Source organism: Streptosporangium sp. NBC_01639, from assembly GCF_045209755.1.
GTDB lineage: Bacteria > Actinomycetota > Actinomycetes > Streptosporangiales > Streptosporangiaceae > Streptosporangium.
In genome coordinates this window covers 1,417,946-1,441,275 of sequence record NZ_CP109272.1, presented here as the reverse complement: position 1 = coordinate 1,441,275, position 23,330 = coordinate 1,417,946, and the positions used below count along the sequence as shown (strand labels likewise).

Below are 23,330 nucleotides of genomic sequence, written 5' to 3'. Positions count from 1 at the left end.
CGGCTAGGGGAGGACTCGTCGGTATCGGTTTCGCTTCACCGCAGGCTTTTCAGGTGGCTCACCACGGGGGTGTAGGCCTTCTCCAGCTCGTGGAGCTGGTCGTCGGTGAGCAGGTCGATGAAGTGCTGCCGGACGCTGGACACGTGGTGCGGCGCGACCTTCTGGATGGTGGCCCAGCCGTGCTCGGTGAGCACGGCGAAGGTGCCGCGCCGGTCGTCCGGGCAGTTCTCCCTGGCCACCAGCCCCGCCGCCTCCATCCGGGAGATCTGGTGGGACAGGCGGCTGCGCGACTGGATCGTGGCGTCCGCCAGATCGCTCATCCGCATGCGGTGATCGGGGCTCTCCGAGAGGTTGACCAGGATCTCGTAGTCGTTGACGGAGAGCCCGAAGGGGTGCAGCTCACGGTCGAGGCGGTGTTCCAGAAGCTTGTGCGCGGCCAGGTGGGCACGCCAGGTCCGCTGCTCGATCGAGGTGAGCCAGCGCGGCTCCTCATCGTTCACTGGTCGCTCACCATTCCTTGTCAGCCGGGCGGTTCCGGCCGGTCGGCCGCTGCTCTTCCCATGATGGGTCCGCTCCCGGTCCATGGACCAGAACCTACCTCAGACGGTGGTGACGACCTCGTCGTAAGCCAGCCGGGGCAGGCGGTCGCGCCAGGCGTTCTCGCCGGGCCTGCCGATGTTGACGACCGCCAGCACGGTGTGGGCGCCGTCGAAGAACTCCTTGTCGACGCCGGCGGCGTCGAAGCCGGCCATCGGACCGGCGGCCAGACCCGCGGCCCGGACACCCAGGATGAAGTAGCCGACCTGCAGGGTCGCGTTGAACCTGGCGGACTGGATCCGCTTCGCCTCGTCGCCGGCGAACATCTCCCTGACGCCGGTGGCGTGCGGGAAGACCCTGGGGAGTTCCTCATGGAAGTCCAGGTCGGCGGCGAGGATGGCGACCAGCGGGGCCGCGGCGGTCTTGGCCTGGTTGCCCGGGGACATGAGGCCGACCAGGCGTTCGCGGGCCTCGGGGGAGCGGACCAGGACGATCCGGAGCGGCTGCTGGTTCATCGCGGTGGGGGCGTGCTTGACCAGGTCGTAGATCGCCTGGACCTGATCGTCGCCGACCGGCTCGTCGGTGAAGGTGTTGGCCGTACGGGCATCACGGAAGAGGAGGTTCTGGGCGTCGGAGGAGAGAGCCAGAGTCATCATTAATCCTTTTTGCGTCTTATGGGCTGTTTTTTCTCTCAACCTGGGTGAACGTTCAACTATTCCAGGAGGCCGCGGGACACACGGCACGGGCGCGTACAGTGATCGAGTGGTGGAGGAAACAGGAGAAAAGTCCGGGTCGGAGAGCGTCGGCACGGTGATCGTAGCGGGGCTGGCCAACCTCGCGATCGCGGTGGCCAAGCTGGTCGCGGGTCTGATCAGCGGTTCGTCGGCGATGCTGTCCGAGGCGATGCACTCGGCCGCGGACACGGTCACCGAGGTCCTGCTGTTCGTCGCCGTGCGCCGCGCCGACCATCCCGCCGACTCCCGGCATCCCTTCGGACACGGCATGGCCGGGTTCTTCTGGGCGCTGATGGCCGCTTTCGCCACGCTCATCGGCGGAGCCGGATTCTCGATCACCCATGGCCTGCACGAGATCAGCCACGGTGAGGAGCTCGCCGATCTGAGGATCTCCTACGTGGTCCTCGCGGTCTCGTTCGTGATCGAGGGAATCTCGTTCCTCAAGGCGCTGTCGCAGGTGCGCGGGGAGGCCAGGCGGCTGAGGGTGAGCCCGCAGCGCTACGTCGCCAAGACCTCCGACACGGCGCTCAAGGCCGTGCTCTTCGAGGACGCCGCCGCCCTGGTGGGCCTGCTGATCGCCGCAGGCGGCCTGCTGGCCTACCAGCTGACCGGCTCGTCGCTCTGGGACGGCGTCGCCTCGGTGGTGATCGGCCTGCTGCTGCTCGGGGTCGCGCTCAACCTCATCCGCACCAACGTGTCCCTGCTGATCGGGCAGGCGGCACCCCTGCGGATGGAGCAGGAGATCAGAGCCGAGCTGCTCGCCCAGCCCGAGGTCGACGCCGTGGTGGAACTGCTCACCATGATGCTGGGGCCGAGCGAGGTGCTGGTCGCCGCCCGCGTCGACTTCGCCGACGACACCACGGGAGCCGCCCTGGAACGGGCCGCCGACCAGGTGGAACGCAGGCTCGGTGAGCGTTTCCCGTCGATCTCGCAGGTGTTCCTCGACCCGACCCCCGGAAGGTCAGCCCAGGGTCGCCGGATGGTCGGTGACGACGCAGACCGCGACGCCTGAGCCGGTCCGCCACTCCAGCAGGTGCCTGCCCTCCCACTCCAGGCGGCGGAGCCCGTCCCCGTCGAGGGGGAGCTCGGACAGGTCCGTCGTGCGCAGGTCGTCCATGGTGAGCTCACCCCGTTTGATGAGCGCCTCCTTGCGGACCCAGAAGCGGATCAGTGCCTCGTTGTCGCGGACCAGGGGTCTTTCCACCGGGGCCAGGGCGTGCGTCACCAGGGCCTCGTCAAGCGGGCCCCCGGGGACGCGCTCGGCGTCCACGCCGACCCGTCCCGGGCCCACCGCCGCGCAGACGTAGCCGTTGCAGTGGCTCAGGCTGACGCCGAGCTCGGGAACCTCGGCGAGGTACGGCTTGCCGTGCCCGGGCCCGCAGCGGTCGCAGTGCTGGAGCAGTGTCAGCCGGTCCTCGGGAACGCCGACGACCTTGGCCGCGCACCGCCGTACCAGCAGGTGGGCCGCCACGAAGTCACGCCGGTCGCTCTCCCGGAGGAACTTCGCCGCGCGGTCACGCTCGATCCCGGTCAGGAGATCCATGTCGGCGGGGGTGTGGATCTCGTCGGTGGCGCCGGCCATCACCAGACAATCGCGCATTGATCCAGATTAGGCGGTCCGGCGGCGTCTGCGGGGGTCTTGCCGCCCGCGTTCTGGGCTACTCGTCCTGCTCGGTGCTGTTCGGAGAGGGGGTGGCGGCCGGTTCCACCGTCCTGCCCTGGGGGTCGGTGATCAGCTCGTCGGCCGTGCCCATCACGGTCGCGTCGTTGATCTTCCACTGGCCGCCGGCCTTGACCAGACCGAGCTCCAGATAGGTGCCGAGCATGCGCCGGGTGCCCGCTGTGCTCGTGACCTGGGAGTCCACCACGGTGATCGCCTTCGCCCTGCCCCGGGCGACCTCGGCGACGTAGACGCCTCTGACCGAGGCGGACGAGTTCGCCTTCATCGAGGTGATCACGCTCTCCAGCGGGCCGAACGCCTCGTCGTAGACCTTCTCGAAGTCGGCGTCCGAGATGGCCAGGATCTGGTCGCGATAGGCCTGGAGGTCGGAGTAGTCGTAGGTCTGCAGGGCCATGGAGAACTCACGCGCTCGCGCGAAGACCGCACCGCGCTCGGCCTCCTCCCCGGCCAGGCGATCGGCCGTCGTCCACTGGAGCACGGCGACCGTCGCGGCCGCCGCGAGCGCGGTGGCCGCGGCCGCGTCCAGCAGTCTGCGCCGCCACACCGTGGGCCCCGCGCGGGGCCCACCCCGGCCTCCGTCCCCGCCGGCGGCCGGGTCTGCGATGGCCCGGTCTGCGATGGCCCGGTTCGCGGCGGCCCGGTCCAGGGCCGCCCGGACAGCCGCCGCGGCGACGGAGTTCGGCTCGGTGGGCTCTCCGCCGTCCTCGGGGATCCGGCCGCGAGCCGAGCCCGCCCCCCTGAGGGGTTCCTCGGGCTCCTGAGGGACTGGGCTCACCTGCTGCTCCTGTTCGCGGCGGCGCGGCCCGCGGCCCGTGACCGCGGACTCGCTGTTCACCTTCGGGGCCGGCGCCGGCTCGGCCAGGTCGGCCGCCCTCTTGGGAGTGTTCCCCGCCACGTCTCCATCAGCACGTCAACCCGCGGTACGAACTTCGCAGGCTGCCCGCGAAGCGCCGATCAGGCGGAGAGCGCGCCCAACCAGCCCTCGATCTCGTCGGGGTGGCGGGGCAGCCCGGCCGACATCAGGCGGGCGCCGTCGGCGGTGATGACGAGATCGTCCTCGATGCGCACCCCGATGCCGCGCAGCTCCGGCGGGAGGGTCAGGTCGTCCGGCTGGAGGTAGAGGCCGGGTTCGACGGTGAGCACCTGGCCCTCCTCCAGCACGCCGTCCAGGTAGACCTCCGAGCGGGCCCTGGCGCAGTCGTGGAGGTCCATGCCGAGCATGTGGCCGCTGCTGCACAGGGTGTAGCGGCGGTACAGCCCGCTGTCGGTCTCCATCGCCTCATCGGGGCCGATCTTCAGCACACCCCAGTCGTACAGGCCCTCGGCGATGACCCGCATGGCCGTCCGGTGGAAGTCGCGGAACCTCGCGCCGGGCTTCAGGACGGCGATGGCCGCGCTCTGGGCCTCGTAGACCAGCTCGTAGACCTGGCGCTGGACCGGGCTGAACCGGCCGGAGAGCGGCAGTGTCCTGGTGATGTCGGCGGTGTAGAGGTTGTCGGTCTCCACACCCGCGTCGAGCAGCAGCAGGTCGTCGCCGTTCAGCCGCCCGTCGTTGCGGATCCAGTGCAGCACGCACGCGTGGGCGCCGGAGGCCACGATGCTGTCGTAGCCGACCGCGTTGCCCTCCAGGCGGGCCCGGAGACCGAAGACCCCTTCCAGGTAGCGCTCGCCGCGCCGGTGGGCCAGCGCCGCGGGCAGCGCCCGCACCACGTCCTCGAACCCGCGCGTGGTCGCGTCCACCGAGAACTGCAGCTCGGCGATCTCCCATTCGTCCTTGATCAGCCGCATCTCGGAGAGGAACGCCTCCAGTTCGCCGTCCCCGTCGTGCGGTGCGACCCGGGCGTCCACCGAGGCGTCCACCCCGCGCAGCACCCGTGCGGGTCCGCCGAGCACCTCGTCGAGCCGGTCGGCGGCCGCGCAGTCGATCAGGTAGAGCGCCTCCGCCTCGGCCAGGTCGGGGCGGCGACCCACCCAGAACTCGCCGTAGCGGCGGTCCCGGTAGAACTCCTGCCCGGCCGTTCCGGGCGCCGAGCGCGGCGAGCGCGGTCGCAGGAACAGGGTGGCGGACCCGGACGGTTCGATGACCAGGACGTTGTCCGGTTCCTGATCGCCGGTGAGGTAGGTGAACGCGCTGTGCGCCCGGAACCGGTAGTCGCTGTCGTTGCTGCGGGACTTGAGCGTGCCGGAGGGGATGATCAGCCGCTCGCCGGGGAAGCGCGCGGCGAGCGCGGCGCGGCGCTTGGCGGTGTAGGAGGCCAGCGGCAGCGCGGTCAGGCCGTCGCGGCGGGTGTCGGCCCAGCCGGTCTCCATGAACGAGGCGAGGGCCTCGGAGACCGGCAGGTCGTGGCTGCCGGTGTTGAGCTTGTCGGTCATGGTGTCCCCGAGAGCGAAGATGCGTGGTATTTCACACGCTATCGCTGGCCGGTACGGCTCGCACCCCACTCACGGCCCGTCCTCCCGCGCCGGGCCCGTACGGCTCGCACCCTCCCTCCCGGCCGGTGCGAGCCGTACCCCGGACCGTTGATCAGCCGACCGGCACCGGGTAGTCCTTGGCCAGATCGGAGATCGCCGCCTCCTTGAAGATCACGGCACCGCCGAGCGCCTCCTTGTCCGGCTTGAGGACGAAGGAGGAACGCGAGGCGGGCTTGTCGAACACGCTGAAGTCCATCACCGTGCCGTAGTCGCCGCCCCAGGAGGACTGGGTGCGGTGGGCCGCGACGACGGCGGCGCGGCTCAGGTCCTTGCCCTGGCAGGCCTTCTTCAGCGCGTCGACGACGATCGCCGCCGCCGAGTAACCCGTGGCGACCCCGCTGTCGATGACCTGGCCGGGATACTTCGCCGTGTAGTCCTCCGCCAGTTTCTTCATGGCCGGGAGCGGGGCGCTGATCGGGGCGCCGCCGGTTATGTAGTAGAAGTCCTTGAGCAGGGCGGGGCCGGCCGGGGTGGGCAGCAACTGCGGGGAGTAGGCCGAGTTGCTGCCGACGAACGGCACGTCCATGCCCTTGGCCAGCGAGACGCCGACGAGCGAGGCCGTCTGCTTGGGGCCGACCGAGACCAGCACGGCCTTGACCCCCTCGGCCTTGAAGGCGGCCACCTGGGCGCTCATGTCCTGGTCGGTCGCCTTGATCTTCTGCTCCACGAGCTTCAGGCCGAGTTTCTCCGCGGCGTACTTGGAGCCGTTCAGCGCGCTCTCGCCGTAGTCTCCCTCGAAGTACAGGTGGCCGATCTTGTCCCCGGACTTGAGGCCCTTCTCCTTGACCAGGAAGTCCACCCCGTTGATCATGTCGACGTCGTAGGTGGTGGCGGTGACCTGGATGGCCTTGCTGCCCAGCAGCCCGGTCGCCCAGGCCATCGGGATGGTCAGCAACTGGTCGGCCTCGATGCGCTGCTTGAGCGCGACGACCATGGGAGAGCCGATGAAGTGGGCGATAGCCACGGACTTCGGGGCGATCTCGGTGTAGGCGGCGACGGCCTTCTGCGCGTCGTAACCGTGGTCGCGCACGATGGCCGCGAGCTTGCGGCCGCACACCCCGCCATCCGCGTTGACCTGCTCGAAGTAGAGCTGCTGCGCCTGGGTCAGGCTCTTTCCGAACGAGGCGTAGGGGCCGGTGAGGTCGGTCATGAGCCCCAGGGTGATCGTGTCGGCGGTGACGCCGGGGCCGGTTTTCACCCCGTCGCCGCCGACGGCCGGTGCGGTGGGGGCGCCCCCGGTGGCCTTGTCGCTGGCACACGAGGTGACCGCCAGGGCCAGGAGGACCACCGCCGCGGTCCGCCGGCAGGAGGTGCTTGCGATTGTCATGTCGATTCCTTGTGTCGGGGGGACGGGTTCGGAGAGGGCTGCCTCGCCGCGGACAGGGACGCGATCCGGCGGTTCACGCCGTGGCGCAGCCGGCCGGTCAGGCTGACCAGACCGCCCGGCAGGAAGAGGACGATGACGACGACGGCCGCGCCGTACAGGATCCGGGCGGCCTCGGCGGGGGAGACGCCGCCCGCGCCCGGTTCGGCCACCAGTGGGAGGGCGTCGCTGTAGCGGGTCAGCAGTTGCGGCAGCAGCGAGACGAAGACGGCGCCGATCACCGCGCCCGCGACCGAGCCCAGCCCGCCGATGACGATCATGGCGAGGTAGTCGAGGGAGAGCAGGATGCCGAAGTAGTCCGGCACGGTCCGCTGGAAGACCAGGGCGAGCAGGACGCCGGCCAGCCCGCCGTACATCGACGACAGCACGAACACCCCGGCGCGGTAGCGGGCCACCGGGACGCCCATCACCCCGGCCGCGATCTCGTGGTCCCGGATGGTGTTCATGGCCCGTCCCGGGCGCCCGGCGAGCACTCCGCGGGCGAACAGCGCCGCACCGACCAGGACCGCCAGGCCCAGGAACCACAGCCGTTCCAGCGCGCCGAACGGCACCTGGGCCACCACGAGCGCGGGGGAGTCGGCGAAGACGAGCCCGAACAGCTCCATGGGCGGGACCGGACGGCCGTTGTAGCCGCCCGTCACGGGCGCGGCGTTGAACAGCAGATGCTGGCCGAGGAAGATCAGCGCGAGGGTGGCGATGCCGAGGTAGGCCCCCTTCAGCCGGCCGGCGATCGGGCTGAACACGCCCCCGGCGACACCCGCGGCGAGTACCGCCAGCACCGCCGCGACGGGGGTGGGCAGGCCCAGGCCGCCCAGGCCGTGCTCGGGAGCGGAGGAGAAGTAGACGTAGGAGTAGGACCCGACCGCGAGGAAGAACGCGTGCCCCATGGACAGCTGGCCGGTGGCGCCGGTCAGCAGGTTGATGCCGATCGCCCCCACGGCCGCCGACATCGAGAAGAGCCCCGCCTGCAGCCAGAAGCCCTCCAGATAGAACGGCACGGCCACCGCCACGGCCAGGACCGCCGACCAGGTGAGGACTTTCGCCCATCTGTCAGACACGTGCCAGCTCCCTCGTCCCGAACAGCCCGGCGGGCCGGATCAGCAGGACCACGATCATCACGAGGAACGGCGCGACGTCGCCGACGCCCCTGCCGAGGAAGGTCAGGTCGTTCTGGTAGCCGCTCATCAGGGTCTCGGTGACCCCGATGATCAGACCGCCCGCCAGTGCCCCCGTGGTGGAGTCCAGGCCGCCGAGGATCGCCGCGGGGAACGCCTTCATGGCGGCGAACGTCGTGCTGCGGTCCAGGCCCGGCGTGGGGAACACGCACAGGAAGAGTGCGGCGACGGCGGCCAGGCCCCCGGCGACCGCCCAGGCCCCCATCGACACCCGGCCGCGCCGCACGCCCATCAGTGCGGCGGTCTCGGGGTCTTCGGCGGTGGCGCGCATGGCGACACCCCAGCCGGTGTACTTGAACGCGAGCAGGAACGCGGTGATGAGGGCGGCCGCGACGCCGAGCGCGACGAGCCGGGTCTCCGCGATGCCGACGGCCCCCAGATGCACCACCCGGTCACGCCACGGGTCGCCCAGGGCGAGCACGTCGGTGCCGATCTGCCGGGTCAGCTCGGTGGTCAGCACGATGTCGACGCCGATCGTCACGATCGCGAGGACGCTGTGGGAGGAGGCGTTCGCCCGGCGGATGATCAGAAACTCGATCAGGGCGCCCAGCACGGCCGCACCGGCGACGCCGAGCAGGAGGGCGGCCCAGAAACCGATCACCGGATGCAGTTTCGCGACGACGAAGCCGCCGGCCAGCAGCAGCGAGGCGTGGGCGAAGTTGACCACCTCGGTCGCCTTGAAGATGATGACGAATCCGAGCGCGATCAGCGCGTACACCGCGCCGACGGAGATCCCGTTCGCCAGAAGCTCCAGGAAAGTGATCACGGAGTGTCCTCCCCTGTCTCGCTCGCCGCACCGAGGTAGGCGCGGATGACCTCGGGATCGTTCTGCACCTCGGAGGGCGGCCCGTCGGCGATCCGTCTGCCGAAGTCCAGGACCGTCACCGTGTCGGCGAGCCGCATGACCATTCCCATGTCGTGTTCGACCAGCAGGATCGAGATGCCGAGGCTCTCCCGGACAGCGATGATCAGTTCGGCCATGTCGCGGCGCTCGCCGCCGTTCATGCCGGCCACCGGCTCGTCGAGCAGGAGCAGCCGCGGTTCCATGCACAGGGCCCGAGCCAGTTCGACCCGTTTCTGCACGCCGTACGGCAGGAGCCCGACCGGGGTGGCGAGCCGCTCGGCGAGGCCGGTGAAGGCGGCGATCTCGGTCACCCGGTCGCCGTGCCGCCTGGCCTCCCGCCGTGCCGACGGCAGCCGCAGCCCGGCTGCGACGAATCCGGCGCGGGTCAGCCGGTGCCGGCCGAGCATCAGGTTCTCGCGCACCGACAGGTGCGGCGACAGGGCGATGTTCTGGAAGGTGCGGGCCACGCCCAGGGCGGCGATGCGGTGCGGCGCGAGGGCGGTCAGCTCCGCCTCCCCGAACCGCACGCTGCCCGAGGTCGCCCGGTAGACCCCCGACAGGACGTTGAAGCAGGTCGACTTGCCCGCGCCGTTGGGTCCGATGACCGCGTGGACGCTGCCGGGTTCGACGGTGAAGCCGACCGCGTCCAGCGCGGTGAGCCCGGCGAAGCGCACGGTCAGCTCCCTGACCTCCAGCCGGGGGGCGGAGACGGTGTCCGGGGTTTCGGGCGTGGGGCCGGCGGTGTTCATACCGTCCGGTTGGTATGTGTCGTTCACGCCGACCACCTCGCCAGCACCGGGCGCCCGGCGGCCGGTCCTGCCGGGGAGACGCCTTCGTCCTCGTCCTCGATCCCCAGATAGCGGCGGCGCACCTCGTCGCTCCGGGCGAGATCGGCGGCGGCGCCGGACAGGACCACCTCGCCGACCTCCAGCACGTACGCGTGGGAGGCCAGGGAGAGGGCCATGGCGGCGTTCTGCTCCACCAGGAGCACCGTCGTCCCCCGCGCGTTGATCTCACGGACGGTGTCGGCGATCCGCGCGGCCATCATCGGGGCCAGACCGAGGGTGGGCTCGTCGAGCAGGAGCATCCTCGGCCTCGCCATCAGCGCGCGGCCGATGGCGAGCATCTGCTGCTCGCCGCCCGACAGCAGCCCCGCGCGCTGCCGGGCGCGCTCGGCGAGCACCGGGAAGAGCGCGAGTACGCCCTCCTTGGCCTCGGCCGCGGCCCGGCGGTCGCGCGCCCCCAGCGCCCCGGCCCGCAGGTTCTCCTCCACGGTCATCCGCGCGAAGATCCTGCGTCCCTCGGGCACCTGGACGACGCCCCGGCCGACCACGGCGGAGGCGGCCACCCCCGACAGCCGGGTCCGGTCGAAAACGATCTCGCCCGCCGCGATCCCGCCCCGGTGGAACCTGAGCGTGCCCGAGACGGCGCGCAGCAAGGTGGACTTGCCGGCCCCGTTGCCGCCGAGCACCGCGACGATCGAACCGCGCGGGACACTGAGCGAGATCCCGCGCAGCGCGGTCACCGGTCCGTAGTTCACCGCCAGTTCCCTGACGACCAGCCCGGAGTCCTCGGGCGGTGGAGGGGCGTGGGCATCCCTGCCACCTGGCGGATGAGCTGCTGGATCTACCCGGTGGGTGAATCGCTTCACTGTTATGGTTCTTCCGTTCGAAACGGTCGGGGATGGGCCGCCGCGTACCTCGGCCGAGGGAAACGAGAAGCCACTCCTTTTGGGTGAGCGGAGGAGTTGCACATGCCTCCTGAGGACCGATGAACGCACCTAATCCGGGTGATTCACCAGAGTCCATAGGCGGAGGTGAAGTCGGGGCCCGCGCCCATGAGGGACCGGTGCCGGTTGTGCGTCAGCACAGCGTGTGATCACGAAACAGAACAGAACCCTGTTCTGTTGGGTGTGCGGCTGACACCATTGTCCGATGGGGATCCGCTCCACCGCCGACGACGAGGTGCGCAGGGTCATGCGCATGGCCGCCGCCCGACTGCTGCAGCGGCTCCCTGAGCTCACCGACGAGCTGGTCACCAGGACGCGTGACACCGACGAGGCATACCGCCGGATGGTGCCCACCGACGACCACTGGCAGAGCGTGTACGACGCCCTGCGCGTCGGCATCGGCGCGATCCTGCTGCCCCTCGCGGAACGGCGGGACCTGCAGCAGGCCGAGTCGACCGCCCGGCGCCGCGCCGAACAGGGCCTGCCGATGGACTCGCTGCTGCGCAGTTACCGCGTCTCCGCCCAGGTGATGTGGGACGGGCTGGTGGGAGTCGTCGCCGAGGAGGAGCCGGACAGCATCCCGGTGCTGATCCGGAGCGCCACCAAGGTCTGGCACGCCGTGGACCGGCAGGCGGTCGCCGCCGCCGAGGCCTACCGCAGCCGGGAGGCCGAGATGTTCGGCCGCACAGCCGAACGGGTCCAGGCGCTGCTCGACGCCCTGCTGGAGGACCGGGCCGACACCTTCCTCACCCGCAGCGCCGCCGCGGCGCTGGACCTGCCCGAACTCGGCCGCTACGCGGTCGTCATCACCCGGCTGCCGGGCCGCCACGACCACCGTGACGACGCCGCCCGTCCGACGGCCCTGGGGGTGATGCGGTTGCTGTGGCGGATGCGCCCCGACTACGAGGTCGCGGTCGTCCTGCTCCACGAGGCGGGGATGGAGGACCTGACCCGCGAGCTGCGCCCGCACGTCACCGGCTGCGCCGGGATCAGCCCGGTGGTCGAGGGACTGGCCGAGCTGGGCCGGGCCCGCAGGCTCGCCGAGCTCGCCCTGCGGACCTGTGCGGGGGAGGGGCCGGAGATCGCCCGGCTGGAGGACCGGCTGCCCGCGGCGCTGGTGGTGAGCCAGCCCGAGCTGGCCGGCCACCTCAGCGCCGCCGTGCTCCGGCCCATCCTCGCCCTCGACCCGCCCGACCGGGAGGTGCTGCTCGGCACCCTGGAGGCGTGGCTGCGCTGCGAGGGCTCCGCGATACGCGCCGCCGGGCAGTTGTACTGCCATCGCAACACGGTCTTCAACCGGATCCGCCGCATCGAGCAGCTCACCGGGCGTTCCCTGGCCCGCCCGCTGGACATCGTGGAACTCGCCCTGGCCCTCGACGCGGTACGGCTGCTGCCCCTCACCTGAGGGCGTCTTCTTTGCGGCCGCCGGTGCTTACCGGACGTTTCACTCAGTTCCTGGGCCGTTGCTCGAAGCCCTCGCTGACTCAGACGTCTCGTGCGAAGGGGACGGTGTCCAGGTCAGGTTCCACAGGGACGCAGGAGGGGTAGTCGCGAGCGTTGCCGCGGCGGTCGGGGGCGAAGTTCAGCACGGTCCCCACCAGGCGAGCGCCGACGGAGGAGAGCAGGTCCAGTGCGTGTGCCATGTCTTGCCGACGGGGCCTGCCGCACCCGGCCACGAGGAGTACCCCGTCGCAGCTTGCCGCGAGCGTCGCCGCGTCGGTTACCGGCAATAGCGGCGGTGTATCAATGATCACGATGTCGCAGGTGCCGACGAGTTCGTCGATCAGCAGGCGCATTCGCGGGGAGCCGAGCAGCACGCTCGGGTTGGTCGGCAGCGGCCCGCTGGGCAGGATGGACAGCCGGCCCGCGGGCACGTCCCGTTGCCGCATCACCGCGGACGTCCCGGCCCGGCCGACGAGTACGTCGGTCAGTCCGGGCCGGTTGCTGATCTTCAGGTATTCGCCGATACTCGGCCGTCTCAGGTCACCGTCGACGAGGGTCACCTGCAAGCCCGCCTCGGCCAAGACGATGGCGAGGTTGCTGCAGACCGAGGATACGCCCTCTCCGGACAGGCAACTGGTGACCACCAGCGATCTAGGCCTGTGCTCGGCATTCATGAACTGCAGGTTCGTGCGCAGCGTGTTGAAAGCCTCGGCCCGGGTGGAGGGGCTGCTCTGCTCGGTGATCAGCGGGTTTCGCCGGGCGCCGCGCTCATGGCCGATCTCACCCAGGACCGGCACCGTGGTGACCTGCCGGAGCGCTTGCGGAGTCCGGATCGTCGTGTCCAGCCGATCCTTCAAGATGATCGCGCCCCCGATGACCGTCAGGCCGACCAGCGCGCCCAGAGCTACGTTGATCGACAGCTGCGGTTTGATCGGCACTGACGGCACCTGCGCCTGGTCGACTACCGAGATGCTCACTTTTGCTCCGCCGGAGGATCGAGCGGGGCGTTCGAGGTCGTCGATGAGTTGCGCGAAGGCCTGGCTGAGGGAGTTCGCCAGCCGCGCCGCCCGGTGGGGATCACCGTCGGTGACGGTGGCGCGTAGCAGCACGGTATCGGGTACGGCTTCGGCCTTGACATTCTCCCGCAATTTGTCCACGTCTTCGCCCTTGACGATGGCCTGGATCACCCTCCTGCTGGTGAGCAGGCTCGCATACGACTGCATGCGCTGCTGGGAGAGCAGAGCTGCCTGATAGGCGGTGGACATACCGCGTTCTTGGTTGCTGGCCGAAACCAGCATGGAAACACTCGCGGCGTAGGTCGAGGGCGTGCCGGCGGTCAGCAGCAGCGCCGTCATCACCGACAGCATCAGCGACCCGGCGATGAGCAGCCAGTTCTTTCGCAAGAGCCACAGGCAGGAGAGCAGATTCACCGCGGAACTCCGTCTTTCGAAATGCTTGCCGGTGGAAGCGGCGGCGGAAAAGGATGGCCGGGACTCCATTTCGCCAATACCGGACATTGGGTGCTTAATGCATTTTCGTGCGCCTGTTTCCGGTTGCTCACCTAGCTATGCCAGTGTTGCCTCCATAGTGTCATCGATCAACTGCGATAAGTTATGAACCGTCGTTCGGAGGCCCTTCGTCAACACGCTGCGCGTGCTCATTCTTTGCAGCGAGATTGACGTGGGCGGCAAGGCAAGCGCGAGGCGGTGAGGTGCAGCTGTGCTGGCAGGGATCGTGCCGCTGAAACGGCCTTCGCCGAACCAGGTCGTCGTGCTGGCGATACTCATGACGCCCTTCCTCGTCACCGCAATGGTGAGGTACCCATGGCTGGCGGCCGCAGCGGTCCTCGCACCCTGCGGGCTCGCGCTGGTGCGGCGCCCATGGCGCGGCGGCCTGCTCATAGCACCGTTGGCCGTCATCGGCGGTATGGCCGGGCTGCCCTGGTGGTGCGCCCCGCTGCTGGCACTCGTGACGGCCGCCATGTGTCTGGGTTTCCCCGCGCAGGTCAGGTTCGGCTCTGAGCATGTGATTGTGGCGTTGCTGGTCCTGCTGCTGGTGGTCAGCTGGGTTTTTCCCGCCGGGCAAGGGGCTCCGGGCCACCTGGCTTTGCATGACATGACGCAGGTGACGGCCGGATTGATGATCTCAGCTGTCTGCGCCGCCGCACCGTCTTCCGCGGAGCGACTGCTGACGGTGGTCGCGCTGTCGGGCATGGTCGTTGCGGTGGCGGCGCTGCTCATCGGTGATGCCCATGACGGGACCCGGCTGCAGGGGTTCGGACTGAACCCCAATTACCTGGGGAGCCTGCTGGTCTTGCCCATGGTGGTGTCCTTCGCCATGGCCTGGCTGCGGCGTGCCCTGCTATGGGCGGTTCCCGGCGCGGTGGCGCTGGTCACAGTCGCCGCCACCGATTCGCGGGGGGCGGTGTTCGCGGTCGTGGCCGGCCTGGCGGCCATCGTGCTGCTGCGCGGCTCGCGCTCGGCTCGATTGCTGCTCGCGTCGGCGATCGCGGTCGTGGCGGTGCTGGCCGCCACCGTGCCCGGGGGGCTCAATGTGAGCAGCGGCATCCGCGGTGCCGCCGAACTGGAGCGCAATAACGATGTCAGAGCGCAGTCAGCCGTCCTGGCCGCCAGGATGGCCGCTGAATACCCGCTGCGCGGGATGGGGTACGGCACCTTTCCCGAGCAGGCCGCTCGCTCTCCGCAACTGGGCATCTTCATCAACACCCACAACGACTACCTTCGGCTGGCCGCCGAGAGCGGCGTCGTCTCGGCGCTGCTGCTGGTGCTGCTCGTCTGCCGGGCGGTCCGGCGGGCCGCGGGCGCGTACGAGCACATCCTGGCCGGGGGGATCGTGGCCTACGCGGTCGTGCTGCTGTTCGGCAACACGTTGTCGAACCTGATGGCCAGTACGCAGTTCTGGGTCTGCCTGGGGGCGCTGCTCGGGGCCCGGCGTCGGGAGACAGTGCGTGACGGCTCACCGGACATCACCGCGCACGGCGCGCGGCACATGGCAGGAGACAGCGATGGATGACAACCTTCTTCAGGTCCAGCGGGGTGACCGGTTCGCCTTCGGCCGCAACTGGAAGTCCTTCACCGGCCTCGTCGACGAAAGCCGCATCCGGCACGCGATCGACTCGCTGCGAGCGGCCTTGGGTGTCGAGGACCTCGCGGGGCGCACCTTCCTGGATGTGGGCTGTGGCAGTGGTCTGTTCTCCCTCGCCGCGCACCGCCTGGGAGCGCGGGTGCGTTCCTTCGACTTCGACGCCGAAGCGGTGGAGTCCGCTCTGCGGCTGCGGCGCGCCTTCGCTCCCGAGGCGTCATGGACGATCGAGCAGGGATCGATCCTGGACGGCGGTTACCTCGCCCGGCTGGGGACCTTCGACGTGGTCTACGCCTGGGGGGTCCTGCACCACACCGGTGCCATGTGGGACGCCTTCGACGCCGCCGTCGGACTCGTCGCCCCCGATGGGCTGCTGTTCGTCTCGCTCTACAACGACCAAGGCCGGGAAAGCCGGATCTGGACGGCCGTGAAGCGGCGCTACAACCGGTCGGGACCGGTGGTCCGCGGCGCCCTGATCGCCGGTAGTTCGGCGTACATCTACCGGGCGTGGCCCCTGATCAAGGTCATGGGGTTGCTCCCCGGCCGGAACCGTTCCGCGCCTGCCCGGCCCCGGGGCATGTCGCGCCGGCACGACATGCTCGACTGGGTGGGCGGCTACCCGTTCGAGGTCTCCAAGCCCGAGCAGGTCCTCGCCCGGGCACGCAGGCACGACCTCGGTCTGCTGTATCTCCAGACGTGCGGAGGCGGACTCGGTTGCAACCAGTACGTGCTCCGCAGGCCGGGCGGGTCAGCCGGCGCGCAGGAGCCCGCGGAGCCGGCAGATGATCTCGCGCACCTCGGCGGCGCCCGGGCGGAGCCGGCGCACGGGCACTCCCGTTGAGTGCACGAACCAGCCCACCTGGGCTGCCGCGAGCGCCGTATAGGCGACCGTGGACGCCAGAGCACACCCCGCGACACCCGAACACGGCCCTGCACGGGATGGAGGAAGTCGCAGGGGTCCGCTAATACTGGCCGTCTGCAGTCGGTTGTTCGGTTGGTTGCAGGGGCAGGTGGGTTCGGTGCCAGAGCTCGAACTGCATCAGGGCCCAGATGCGGTTGGCGTGGTCTCGGCCGCCGGCGTGTTCGGTGAGCAGACGGGCGACGATCCGGGGATCGAAGATTCCCCGTTCCCGGGCGGTGGCGTCGGTGAGCAGGTCATGGGCCAGGGGGCGCAGCCCGGTCCTGAGCCAGGAGGCCAGCGGCACCCCGAAGCCCATTTTCGGGCGGTGGAGCAGGTGGGCGGGCAGCCAGCCGGCCAGGGCGTGTTTGAGGAGGTATTTCGTCGTCTGGCCGCGGATTTTCAGGTCGCCGGGCAGGCCCGCGGCCCATTCCATCAGCACGTGGTCCAGGAAGGGGGAGCGGGCTTCGAGTGAGTAGGCCATCGTGCTGATGTCGGCTTTCACCAGCAGGTCGCCGGGCAGGTAGGTGTTGACGTCGACGTCCATGACCCGGGTGAGGTCGCAGCCGGCCGATGACGTCGTGAAGGCCCGCTCGATGATGGTCGCGCTGTGGATGCCCTCCACCCGGGTGCGCTGCTCTGGGGTGTAGAGCTCTCTTTTTTGTTTTTCGGTGAAGTAGGACATCAGGCGTGTGTATCGGTCGGGTGTCGCTAACCCGGCCAGTTCCATCGCCCATCCTGCTTTGCGTAGCAGGGTTCCCTGACGTGAGCGGGCCAGCAGGTTCCTGCCTGCGGCGCCCAGCAGCGGGCAGACCATCGGCGGGACCCGTAGCCGGGAGGCCTGCTGCATCAGCGCGTAGCGGCGGTAGCCGCCAAAGGACTCATCCCCGCCGTCTCCGTTGAGTGCCACCGTCACTTTCTGGCTGCTCATTTGGGCGAGCAGGAGGGTGGGGATCGCTGAGGAGTCGGCGAATGGTTCGTCGAAGTGCCAGGCCAGGGTGGGCAGTACGTCCAGCGGGGTGGCGGGGAGGAGGAGTTCGCAGTGGTCGGTGCCGTAGAGGGCGGCCACTTCTTTGGCGTGTTCTCGCTCGTCGAAGGCGGCTTCTTCGAAGCCGACGCAGAAGGTGCGGACGGGTTGGGAGGATTGCCGGGCCATCGCCGCGACGACCGCGGAGGAGTCGATTCCTCCTGACAGGAAGGCGCCGATGGGGCGTTCGCCGGTCATGCGTAGCCGGGTGGTCTCCAGTAGCAGTTCGCGTAGTCGTTCGGCTTCCTGTTCGGTGGTGGCGGCGGGGCGGGGGGTGGCGTCCAGTCGCCAGTAGCGGTCGATGCGCACCTGGCCGTGCTGCCATACCAGGGTCGAGGCCGGTGGGAGTTTGGCGATGCCCTCGAAGATCGACCAGGGGGCGGGTACGTATTGGAATGTCAGGTAGTGGTGCAGGGCCACCGGGTCGATCTCGCCGCGCCAGCGCGGGTCGCTGATCAGTGCCTTCAGTTCGGAGGCGAAGCGCAGTGAGCCGGAGCGTATCCCCCAGTAGAGCGGTTTTTTGCCGACCCGGTCGCGGGCCAGCAGTAGTCTGCGTTTGCGGCCGTCCCATAGGGCGAAGGCGAACATGCCGCGCAGGCGGTGGACGAGGTCGTCGCCGTGTTCTTCGTAGAGGTGGACCAGGCATTCGGAGTCGCCGTTGGTGCTCAGGCGGTGCCCTTTGGCCAGCAGGTCGGCGCGTAGTTCGGCGAAGTTGTAGATCTCGCCGTTGAACACTGCGACGATCATGCCGTCTTCGCTGTAGACGGGCTGGTCGCCGCCGGGCACATCGATGATGGCCAAGCGGCGTGTGCCGAGTACGGCTGAGGGTTCCACGTGCAGGCCGTCGCCGTCGGGGCCACGGTGGGCGATCGTGTCGCACATGTCGCGGACGGTTTGGGGATCGACTCCGGTCGAGCAGACGGCGCCGGCTATCGCGCACATCGCTCCTCCAGCAGTCGCCGGTACAGGTCCAGGTGCCGGTCGATCATGGAGTCGTGGGTGAGGTTGTCCAGTGCCCAGGTTCGTGCGGCGTTGCCGAGGAAGGCGCTCAGGTGGGGGTCGTGCAGTACGTGTTCCAGGGCGTCGGCCAGCGCTTGCGGGTTTTCCGGTGGGACCAGCAGGCCGCGTCCGTTCAGCAGCTCGCTGGTTCCGCCCACCGCGGTGGCGACGATCGGTTTGCCTGCCGCCATCGCCTCCATGATCGCATTGCTCATCCCTTCGTGGAGGGAGGCGAGGACGGTTACCGATGCCCGGTGCAGCAGGGCTTCGATGTCTCGGCGAAGGCCCAGGAGGCGTAGGTCTACGCCCAGGTTCGCCGCTTGGCGTGTCAGGGCGTCGCGTTCGGGTCCTTCGCCGGCGAGTACCAGGGTGCAGGGGGTGCCTCGGGTGGCCAGCAGGGCGATGGCCTCGATGAGGCAGCGGTGTCCTTTGTGTGTCTTCAGGTTGGCCACCGAGCACACGATCGGTAGGTCGGTGGCGATGGGGGCCGGGGTGGTGGGCAGGAACGCCGATTCGGGCAGCGCGTTGTAGATCACGCTGATTTTCTCTGGGGGGAGGTCTTCCACTCTTTTGGCGTCTTGGGCTACGGCTGCGGCGTTGGCCACGATGTGCCGGGTCAGCCGGGTGGAGAGGCGTTCCAGTGTGTAGCTGCCGTATCGGACCCGTTTGAAGACGCTCAGGCTGCGTCGTCCTGCTATGACGACGGGTACGCGGGCGAGCCAGGCGATCGGTGCGCCGACGACGTAGGCGTGGTAAAGGAAGGCGTGCAGGACGTCTGGTCTGAGGTGTCGTATGAGTCGTGTGAGGCGGGCGGCTGCGAGGAGGTTGCGGGGAAGGGCCAGTGGTCCTGTCGACAGGCCGGTGAATCTGGCGTTGTGGACGGGGATGCCGGCGAGTTCCAGGGCGTCGCGGTAGGGGCCGTCGGAGTGCAGGGTTACGACGTTGACGGTTACGCCGTTGCGGGCCAGGCCGGTGGCCAGGAGGAAGACCTGTTTTTCGGTGCCGCCTACTTTGAGTTGCCCGATCAGGAGCACGACGCGGCGGGGTCCGATAGGTGCCGGTTCAGTAGACAAGATCACCCTGCGACTACTCTTCACGTACGCGATCTTACTTTGGGTGATCAGTGCTGGCGTGGGAGGTATCGCCATGACCGGCAAGCGTGTCGCAAAAGGAATCCCACCCGCTCCACCCCAACCCACAGACGCACAGCCGCAGACGACGATGAGGTGCTCAACGACTCCCGACTGTCGGGAAGTCGTCAAGCACCTCATCGGTTCCGCCCAGCGTCGGCACGACCGCGACCTGACCTTCCTCATTTTGAAACGACCTGTTAGAGGGAACAGCGATGGGACAATAGTCAGAGATACCCCAGCCAGGTCGAACCGAGGTGGTGTCCATGCTGATCGGGAGAATTCTGCAAGGCAAGGGAACGGATGTGGCGACCGTCCGCCCCGACGCGACGGTGACCGAACTCCTGGCGATCCTGGCCGAGCGCAACATCGGTGCCGTGGTGGTCTCCGAGGACGGCGCGTCGATCGCGGGCATCGTCTCCGAACGCGACGTGGTGCGGCGGCTGAACGACCAGGGCGCCGACGTGTTGGCCGCCCCGGTGTCCTCCATCATGACGACCGAGGTCCGCACCTGCCCGCCCACTGCCGAAGTCGAACACCTGCGCCAGACCATGACCACCCACCGCATCCGGCACGTCCCCGTCATGGACGGTGAGCGGCTGGCCGGGATCGTGAGCATCGGCGACGTGGTCAAGAGCTCCATCGAGTCGCTGGAGAACGAGAAGGCCTACCTGGTCGACTACCTGCAGCGCTGAGACCCGCGTCGGGGCCGGCACTCCGGTGCCGGGCCCCGACGGGCCCGCTACTGCACCGTTATCTTGTCGACCTCGATCGTGATGCCCTTCACCTGGGGTGTCGACGTGCCCGTCGTCACCGTTCCGGTGCCCGAGCCGACTCCCTTGACCTTCAGCGTGTAGGTCAGGGTGCCACCGGGGGCTCCGGGGGTGCTGGCCACCCGCAGGTCCTGGGTCGGCGGGCCGGTGATCTGGCCGCCGGCCGTACCCTCGTCGTTCTCGGCGCCGACGGTCAGCCCGTAGCTCGCCGGCGGTGCGCCGGGCAGGTTGTCCGGGTCGTAGGTGTAAGTGATGTCCTCGGTCCCGTTCAGCCCGATCCACTGCTGGAAGACCTTGGTGTCGGTCGTGCCGAAGAGGTTGACCCGCCATTCCACCACGAGCCAGTCGCTCACGCCGTCGGTCAGGGTCCCGACATAGACGCCTGGCGCGCCGGTGCCGTCCAGGTCGGTCCAGTAGGAGGCGAGCACGTTGTTCGGGGTGGCCGGATCGGGCAGGGTCTGCGGGGCGAATTCGATGTCACCGGAGCCCGAGCTGCCTCCGGCGACCGTGTAGCCGTTGGAGACGATGCCGAGCCGGGTGTAGGTCTTCCCGGCGTAGGTGAACGCCGGGACGGTGAAGTTCAGCGCCTGCTCGTCACCGATCGGCGTCGGGGCGATGCCGAAGGCGTCGAGCGGCAGGTAGGGTGCCGGGCCGGTGCCCGGGGCGATGCCCGGCCGGTCGGGCTGCCTGGCGGTGAGGGTGGTCTTCGCCGTGGCGATCTGGGAACCGACCTTGGTGGCGCCGGTCACCGAGTTCAGCCGCAGCTTGCCGTTCAGCGTGCTGACCGCCGTCACCTCGGCGTCCTCCAGGGTGCCGTTCTGCACGCTCACCGTGCAGGTGGACTCGCCGGTGTCCCTGGCGATGGTGGCCGGCACACAGGTCTGGTCGACCGGGACGGCGCCCTCCTTGCGGACGAACGCGACAGGCAGGTGCAGGTCACGGCTGCCGCCCACCTGCTTGAGGTTCACCTGGCCGAAGTACTGCCCCTCGGGCAGGTCCGGAGCGGTGACCACCACGGTGATCTTGGCGCTCTTGCCCGGCTTGACGGTGAACAGGGGCGGCAGCACCGTGATGTTCGCCCCGCTCACGGTCGTGCCGGTGGCGGTGTAGGTGAGCGTCTTGTCGGTGACGTTGGTGACCGTCCGCTTGGCGGTGATGAGACCCGGCATGGTCGGGGCGTTCACCGACGGCAGGTTGAGGTCGATGCGGTTCAGTTCGTCGTTCGCGGAGGCGGCGAAGTTCTCCGCCGTCTCGTCGAGGGTCAGGCCGGGGTCGCCGGCCTTGGTCAGGTCGACACGGCCGCCGCCGAAGTCGAACGGGTCGGCGGGGGTGACCCGGTCCTGCTTGGTGACCGAGGTCTTGGCCGTCGTCTCCAGCGCGGACTTCACCTGGCCCGGGGTCCAGTCGGGGTGCAGCGCGAACACCAGCGCCGAGGCGCCCGCGACGTGCGGCGACGACATCGAGGTGCCCGCGATGACCTGGTACAGGTTGCCCTGCGGGCCGCCCTCCGGCCCCTCCAGCGTCGGGGTCTGCCCGGCCAGGATGTGCAGGCCGGGCGCGGTGACGTCCGGCTTGAGGAAGTCCCCACCCGGTCCACGGGAGGAGAACGTGGTCATCGCGTCGCCCTGCCAGGTGGCCTTGGTCCCCTGGGTGAACGTCGCGGTCGCCCCGGCGTTGGCCGACAGGAAGGCCCGCACGCTGTCGCCCTCGGGTTTGTCGAGGTGGACCGTCGGGATCCAGTGGTTGTCGGTCATCACGTCGAGAGGTGTGGCGTTGTAGAGGATCAGGCCGGCCGCGCCGCCCTGCAGGACGTTGTAGCTCTTCATGATCCGGCCGGGGCCGCGCTCACAGACGACGATCTTGCCGGTGAACAGGCCCGGCGGGGCGGGAGCCGTACACAGCGCGTTGGAGTACGGCGGCGCGGAGGCGAGCACCACCGGCAGCGGCGAGGTGATGCCGGCCGTGATGGAGGCGCCCTTGACCGTGGCCGTCGCACCGCCCGAGCCGGTCAGGGTGAGCGTGGACTGGAAGGTCCTGCTCTGCGTGGAGGCCGCCACGGTGGTCACCCATGGGCCGAGGTGGTCGGTGGTCGCCGCCTCGGGGCCGGAGTTGCCCGCCGAGGCGGAGACGAGCACGCCCGCCGCATAGGCGTCGAGGAAGGCCAGCTCCACCGGGTCGCTGTAGGGGGAGCTGCCGCCGGAGATCGAGAAGTTGATCACGCGGACGCCGTCGAGGATGGCCCGGCCCACCGCCTGCGCCGAGTCGGAGGGGAAGCAGCCCTCCACGCCGCAGACCTTGTAGACCGACACGTGCGCCGCCGGGGCGATGCCGTGGATCGGCCCGCGGCTGATGCCGAGCGGGTTGGCGTCCGCCACCGGGCCGCCGGCCGAGGTGGTCGCGGTGTGGGTGCCGTGACCGTTGGAGTCACGGGCGCTGTCGGGGTAGACCTCGCCGCCGAACACCTCGTTGTAGGTGTCGAGGAACGGCGCTCCGCCGATCAGTTTCCGGTTGCAGGCGAACGGGTCGGCGGCCGGCGTCAGCGGGTTGTCCCCGAAGTCGCAGACGCGCGGAGCGCCGTCCTTGGTCGCCGGTACGGCGGGCAGCGTGCCGGGGTCGGCGAACTGGGGGTGCTCCGGCCAGGCGCCGGAGTCGAGGATGCCGACGACGACGCCCTTGCCGGACGAGGAGCTGCCGCCCAGCTTGTTGTAGATCGTGGGAGCGCCCATGAAGGAGGCGCTGGAGTCGGTCAGCAGGTGCTCGGGCTTGTCCTCCTGGACGGCCGCCACCCCGGGCAGCTTCAGCAGTTCGGCCGCCTTGTTGGCGGGGACCCGCAGTGCGATGCCGCCGTAGACGGTGCGCAGCTTCTGCCCCGCCTTGGCGCCGGGCACGGCCTTGGTCAGGCCGGCGAGGAAGGCGTTCTCGACGTCCTCGATGTGCTTTCCGTATTTCTTGGCCTCGGCGCTTCTGACGTCGAGTGCTTTGCCGGTCCTGGCGGGACTTGTCGCAGGGAGTCCTTCGAGTCCGCCCTGGTAGGCGGCGTACGAGTCATAGTCGAGTTTGACCATCACGTTGACCGTGGCGCCCGAGGTGGACTTCAGGAGGGCCTGGTCGCTCTGGGCGAGCTTTCCTGTCGTGGACTTGGCGCCCTGAACCGGCTCGCCTCCGGTCAGCGGGGTCGCCGTCCACTTCCTGGCGCTCGGGGTGGGGGTCGGATCCGCGCTCGCCGGCGGCGTCATCGCCGCGACGAGTCCGACGCCGGCGGCGAGCACCGCCACGCGCCTGGTCCGTGATAACTGGGACTTCCTGGGCAACGAGACCTCCCTGTGGGGACCATGACAACGTCACGCCGCCAGGAGGTGTCAGGTCACCCGGGCACGCCTGTATCAGGGCATGGCTGAGGAG

General features: G+C 69.5%; 19 protein-coding genes. 5 read left to right on the top strand and 14 right to left on the bottom strand.

What is annotated here, in order from left to right; translation table 11 throughout:
• Positions 1–35 precede the first annotated feature (35 nt).
• On the bottom strand, positions 36–500 hold the full coding sequence (locus OHA77_RS06445) for a MarR family winged helix-turn-helix transcriptional regulator (protein WP_326821581.1): 465 nt from the start codon (positions 498–500) through the stop codon (positions 36–38).
• Between the two features lie 99 nt (positions 501–599).
• Entirely contained in the window at positions 600–1,190 is a 591-nt protein-coding gene (locus OHA77_RS06440) for a malonic semialdehyde reductase (RefSeq protein WP_406316817.1), read from the bottom strand.
• A 109-nt stretch (positions 1,191–1,299) separates the two neighbouring features.
• On the opposite strand from OHA77_RS06440, the gene OHA77_RS06435 reads away from it, so the two are divergent.
• Positions 1,300–2,283 carry a cation diffusion facilitator family transporter gene (locus OHA77_RS06435; protein WP_406316816.1) on the top strand — a complete coding sequence of 328 codons (984 nt, stop codon included), beginning with the start codon at positions 1,300–1,302 and terminating at the stop codon, positions 2,281–2,283.
• Here OHA77_RS06435 and OHA77_RS06430 read toward each other — a convergent pair.
• The 8 genes from OHA77_RS06430 to OHA77_RS06395 all read right to left on the bottom strand — a co-directional run bounded on the left by OHA77_RS06430 (position 2,233) and on the right by OHA77_RS06395 (position 10,388).
• Positions 2,233–2,871: a phosphopantetheinyl transferase-like protein gene (locus tag OHA77_RS06430; protein WP_326821584.1), complete on the bottom strand. Its 639-nt coding sequence runs from the start codon at positions 2,869–2,871 to the stop codon at positions 2,233–2,235. The genes OHA77_RS06435 and OHA77_RS06430 overlap by 51 nt on opposite strands.
• 58 nt (positions 2,872–2,929) lie before the next feature.
• Complete coding sequence (locus tag OHA77_RS06425; RefSeq protein ID WP_406316815.1) at positions 2,930–3,847, bottom strand: hypothetical protein; 918 nt, start codon at positions 3,845–3,847, stop codon at positions 2,930–2,932.
• A 59-nt stretch (positions 3,848–3,906) separates the two neighbouring features.
• Positions 3,907–5,325, bottom strand: coding sequence for an aminopeptidase P family protein (locus OHA77_RS06420; protein WP_406316814.1), 1,419 nt, complete (start codon positions 5,323–5,325; stop codon positions 3,907–3,909).
• Positions 5,326–5,476: 151 nt separating this feature from the next.
• Positions 5,477–6,751 carry an ABC transporter substrate-binding protein gene (locus OHA77_RS06415; protein ID WP_326821587.1) on the bottom strand — a complete coding sequence of 425 codons (1,275 nt, stop codon included), beginning with the start codon at positions 6,749–6,751 and terminating at the stop codon, positions 5,477–5,479.
• Positions 6,748–7,866, bottom strand: a complete 1,119-nt coding sequence (locus OHA77_RS06410) for a branched-chain amino acid ABC transporter permease (protein WP_406316813.1) — start codon at positions 7,864–7,866, stop codon at positions 6,748–6,750. Before OHA77_RS06410 ends, OHA77_RS06415 begins: the two co-directional genes overlap by 4 nt.
• Positions 7,859–8,749: a branched-chain amino acid ABC transporter permease gene (locus OHA77_RS06405; protein ID WP_406316811.1), complete on the bottom strand. Its 891-nt coding sequence runs from the start codon at positions 8,747–8,749 to the stop codon at positions 7,859–7,861. Before OHA77_RS06405 ends, OHA77_RS06410 begins: the two co-directional genes overlap by 8 nt.
• Positions 8,746–9,576 carry an ABC transporter ATP-binding protein gene (locus OHA77_RS06400; RefSeq protein WP_406319773.1) on the bottom strand — a complete coding sequence of 277 codons (831 nt, stop codon included), beginning with the start codon at positions 9,574–9,576 and terminating at the stop codon, positions 8,746–8,748. Before OHA77_RS06400 ends, OHA77_RS06405 begins: the two co-directional genes overlap by 4 nt.
• A 23-nt stretch (positions 9,577–9,599) precedes the next feature.
• The gene (locus OHA77_RS06395) at positions 9,600–10,388 is read right to left on the bottom strand and encodes an ABC transporter ATP-binding protein (protein ID WP_406319771.1); all 789 of its coding nucleotides are present in this window, start codon (positions 10,386–10,388) and stop codon (positions 9,600–9,602) included.
• A gap of 373 nt (positions 10,389–10,761) precedes the next feature.
• On the opposite strand from OHA77_RS06395, the gene OHA77_RS06390 reads away from it, so the two are divergent.
• The gene (locus OHA77_RS06390; protein ID WP_326821591.1) at positions 10,762–11,961 is read left to right on the top strand and encodes a helix-turn-helix domain-containing protein; all 1,200 of its coding nucleotides are present in this window, start codon (positions 10,762–10,764) and stop codon (positions 11,959–11,961) included.
• Between the two features lie 79 nt (positions 11,962–12,040).
• On the opposite strand, the gene OHA77_RS06385 is transcribed toward OHA77_RS06390, so the two are convergent.
• Positions 12,041–13,516, bottom strand: a complete 1,476-nt coding sequence (locus tag OHA77_RS06385) for a polysaccharide biosynthesis tyrosine autokinase (RefSeq protein WP_406316809.1) — start codon at positions 13,514–13,516, stop codon at positions 12,041–12,043.
• Between the two features lie 202 nt (positions 13,517–13,718).
• Here OHA77_RS06385 and OHA77_RS06380 point away from each other — a divergent pair, with 202 nt between their 5' ends.
• A complete protein-coding gene (locus OHA77_RS06380; protein WP_406316807.1) occupies positions 13,719–15,032 on the top strand; it encodes an O-antigen ligase family protein in 1,314 nt (437 codons plus the stop codon).
• Complete coding sequence (locus tag OHA77_RS06375; protein ID WP_406316806.1) at positions 15,025–15,942, top strand: methyltransferase domain-containing protein; 918 nt, start codon at positions 15,025–15,027, stop codon at positions 15,940–15,942. The genes OHA77_RS06380 and OHA77_RS06375 overlap by 8 nt, the downstream gene beginning before the upstream one ends.
• Before the next feature lie 121 nt (positions 15,943–16,063).
• Here OHA77_RS06375 and asnB read toward each other — a convergent pair whose 3' ends face one another.
• Together asnB and OHA77_RS06365 are read right to left on the bottom strand one after the other, a co-directional pair.
• On the bottom strand, positions 16,064–17,968 hold the full coding sequence (gene asnB / locus OHA77_RS06370) for an asparagine synthase (glutamine-hydrolyzing) (protein ID WP_406316805.1): 1,905 nt from the start codon (positions 17,966–17,968) through the stop codon (positions 16,064–16,066).
• Positions 17,956–19,098 (bottom strand): glycosyltransferase, encoded by a 1,143-nt coding sequence (locus OHA77_RS06365; RefSeq protein WP_406316804.1) that lies wholly within the window; start codon positions 19,096–19,098, stop codon positions 17,956–17,958. The genes asnB and OHA77_RS06365 overlap by 13 nt, the downstream gene beginning before the upstream one ends.
• 323 nt (positions 19,099–19,421) lie before the next feature.
• On the opposite strand from OHA77_RS06365, the gene OHA77_RS06360 reads away from it, so the two are divergent.
• Positions 19,422–19,850, top strand: a complete 429-nt coding sequence (locus OHA77_RS06360; RefSeq protein WP_406316803.1) for a CBS domain-containing protein — start codon at positions 19,422–19,424, stop codon at positions 19,848–19,850.
• Positions 19,851–19,897: 47 nt separating this feature from the next.
• Here OHA77_RS06360 and OHA77_RS06355 read toward each other — a convergent pair whose 3' ends face one another.
• Positions 19,898–23,203 carry a S8 family serine peptidase gene (locus OHA77_RS06355; protein WP_406316802.1) on the bottom strand — a complete coding sequence of 1,102 codons (3,306 nt, stop codon included), beginning with the start codon at positions 23,201–23,203 and terminating at the stop codon, positions 19,898–19,900.
• Between the last annotated feature and the right edge of the window lie 127 nt (positions 23,204–23,330).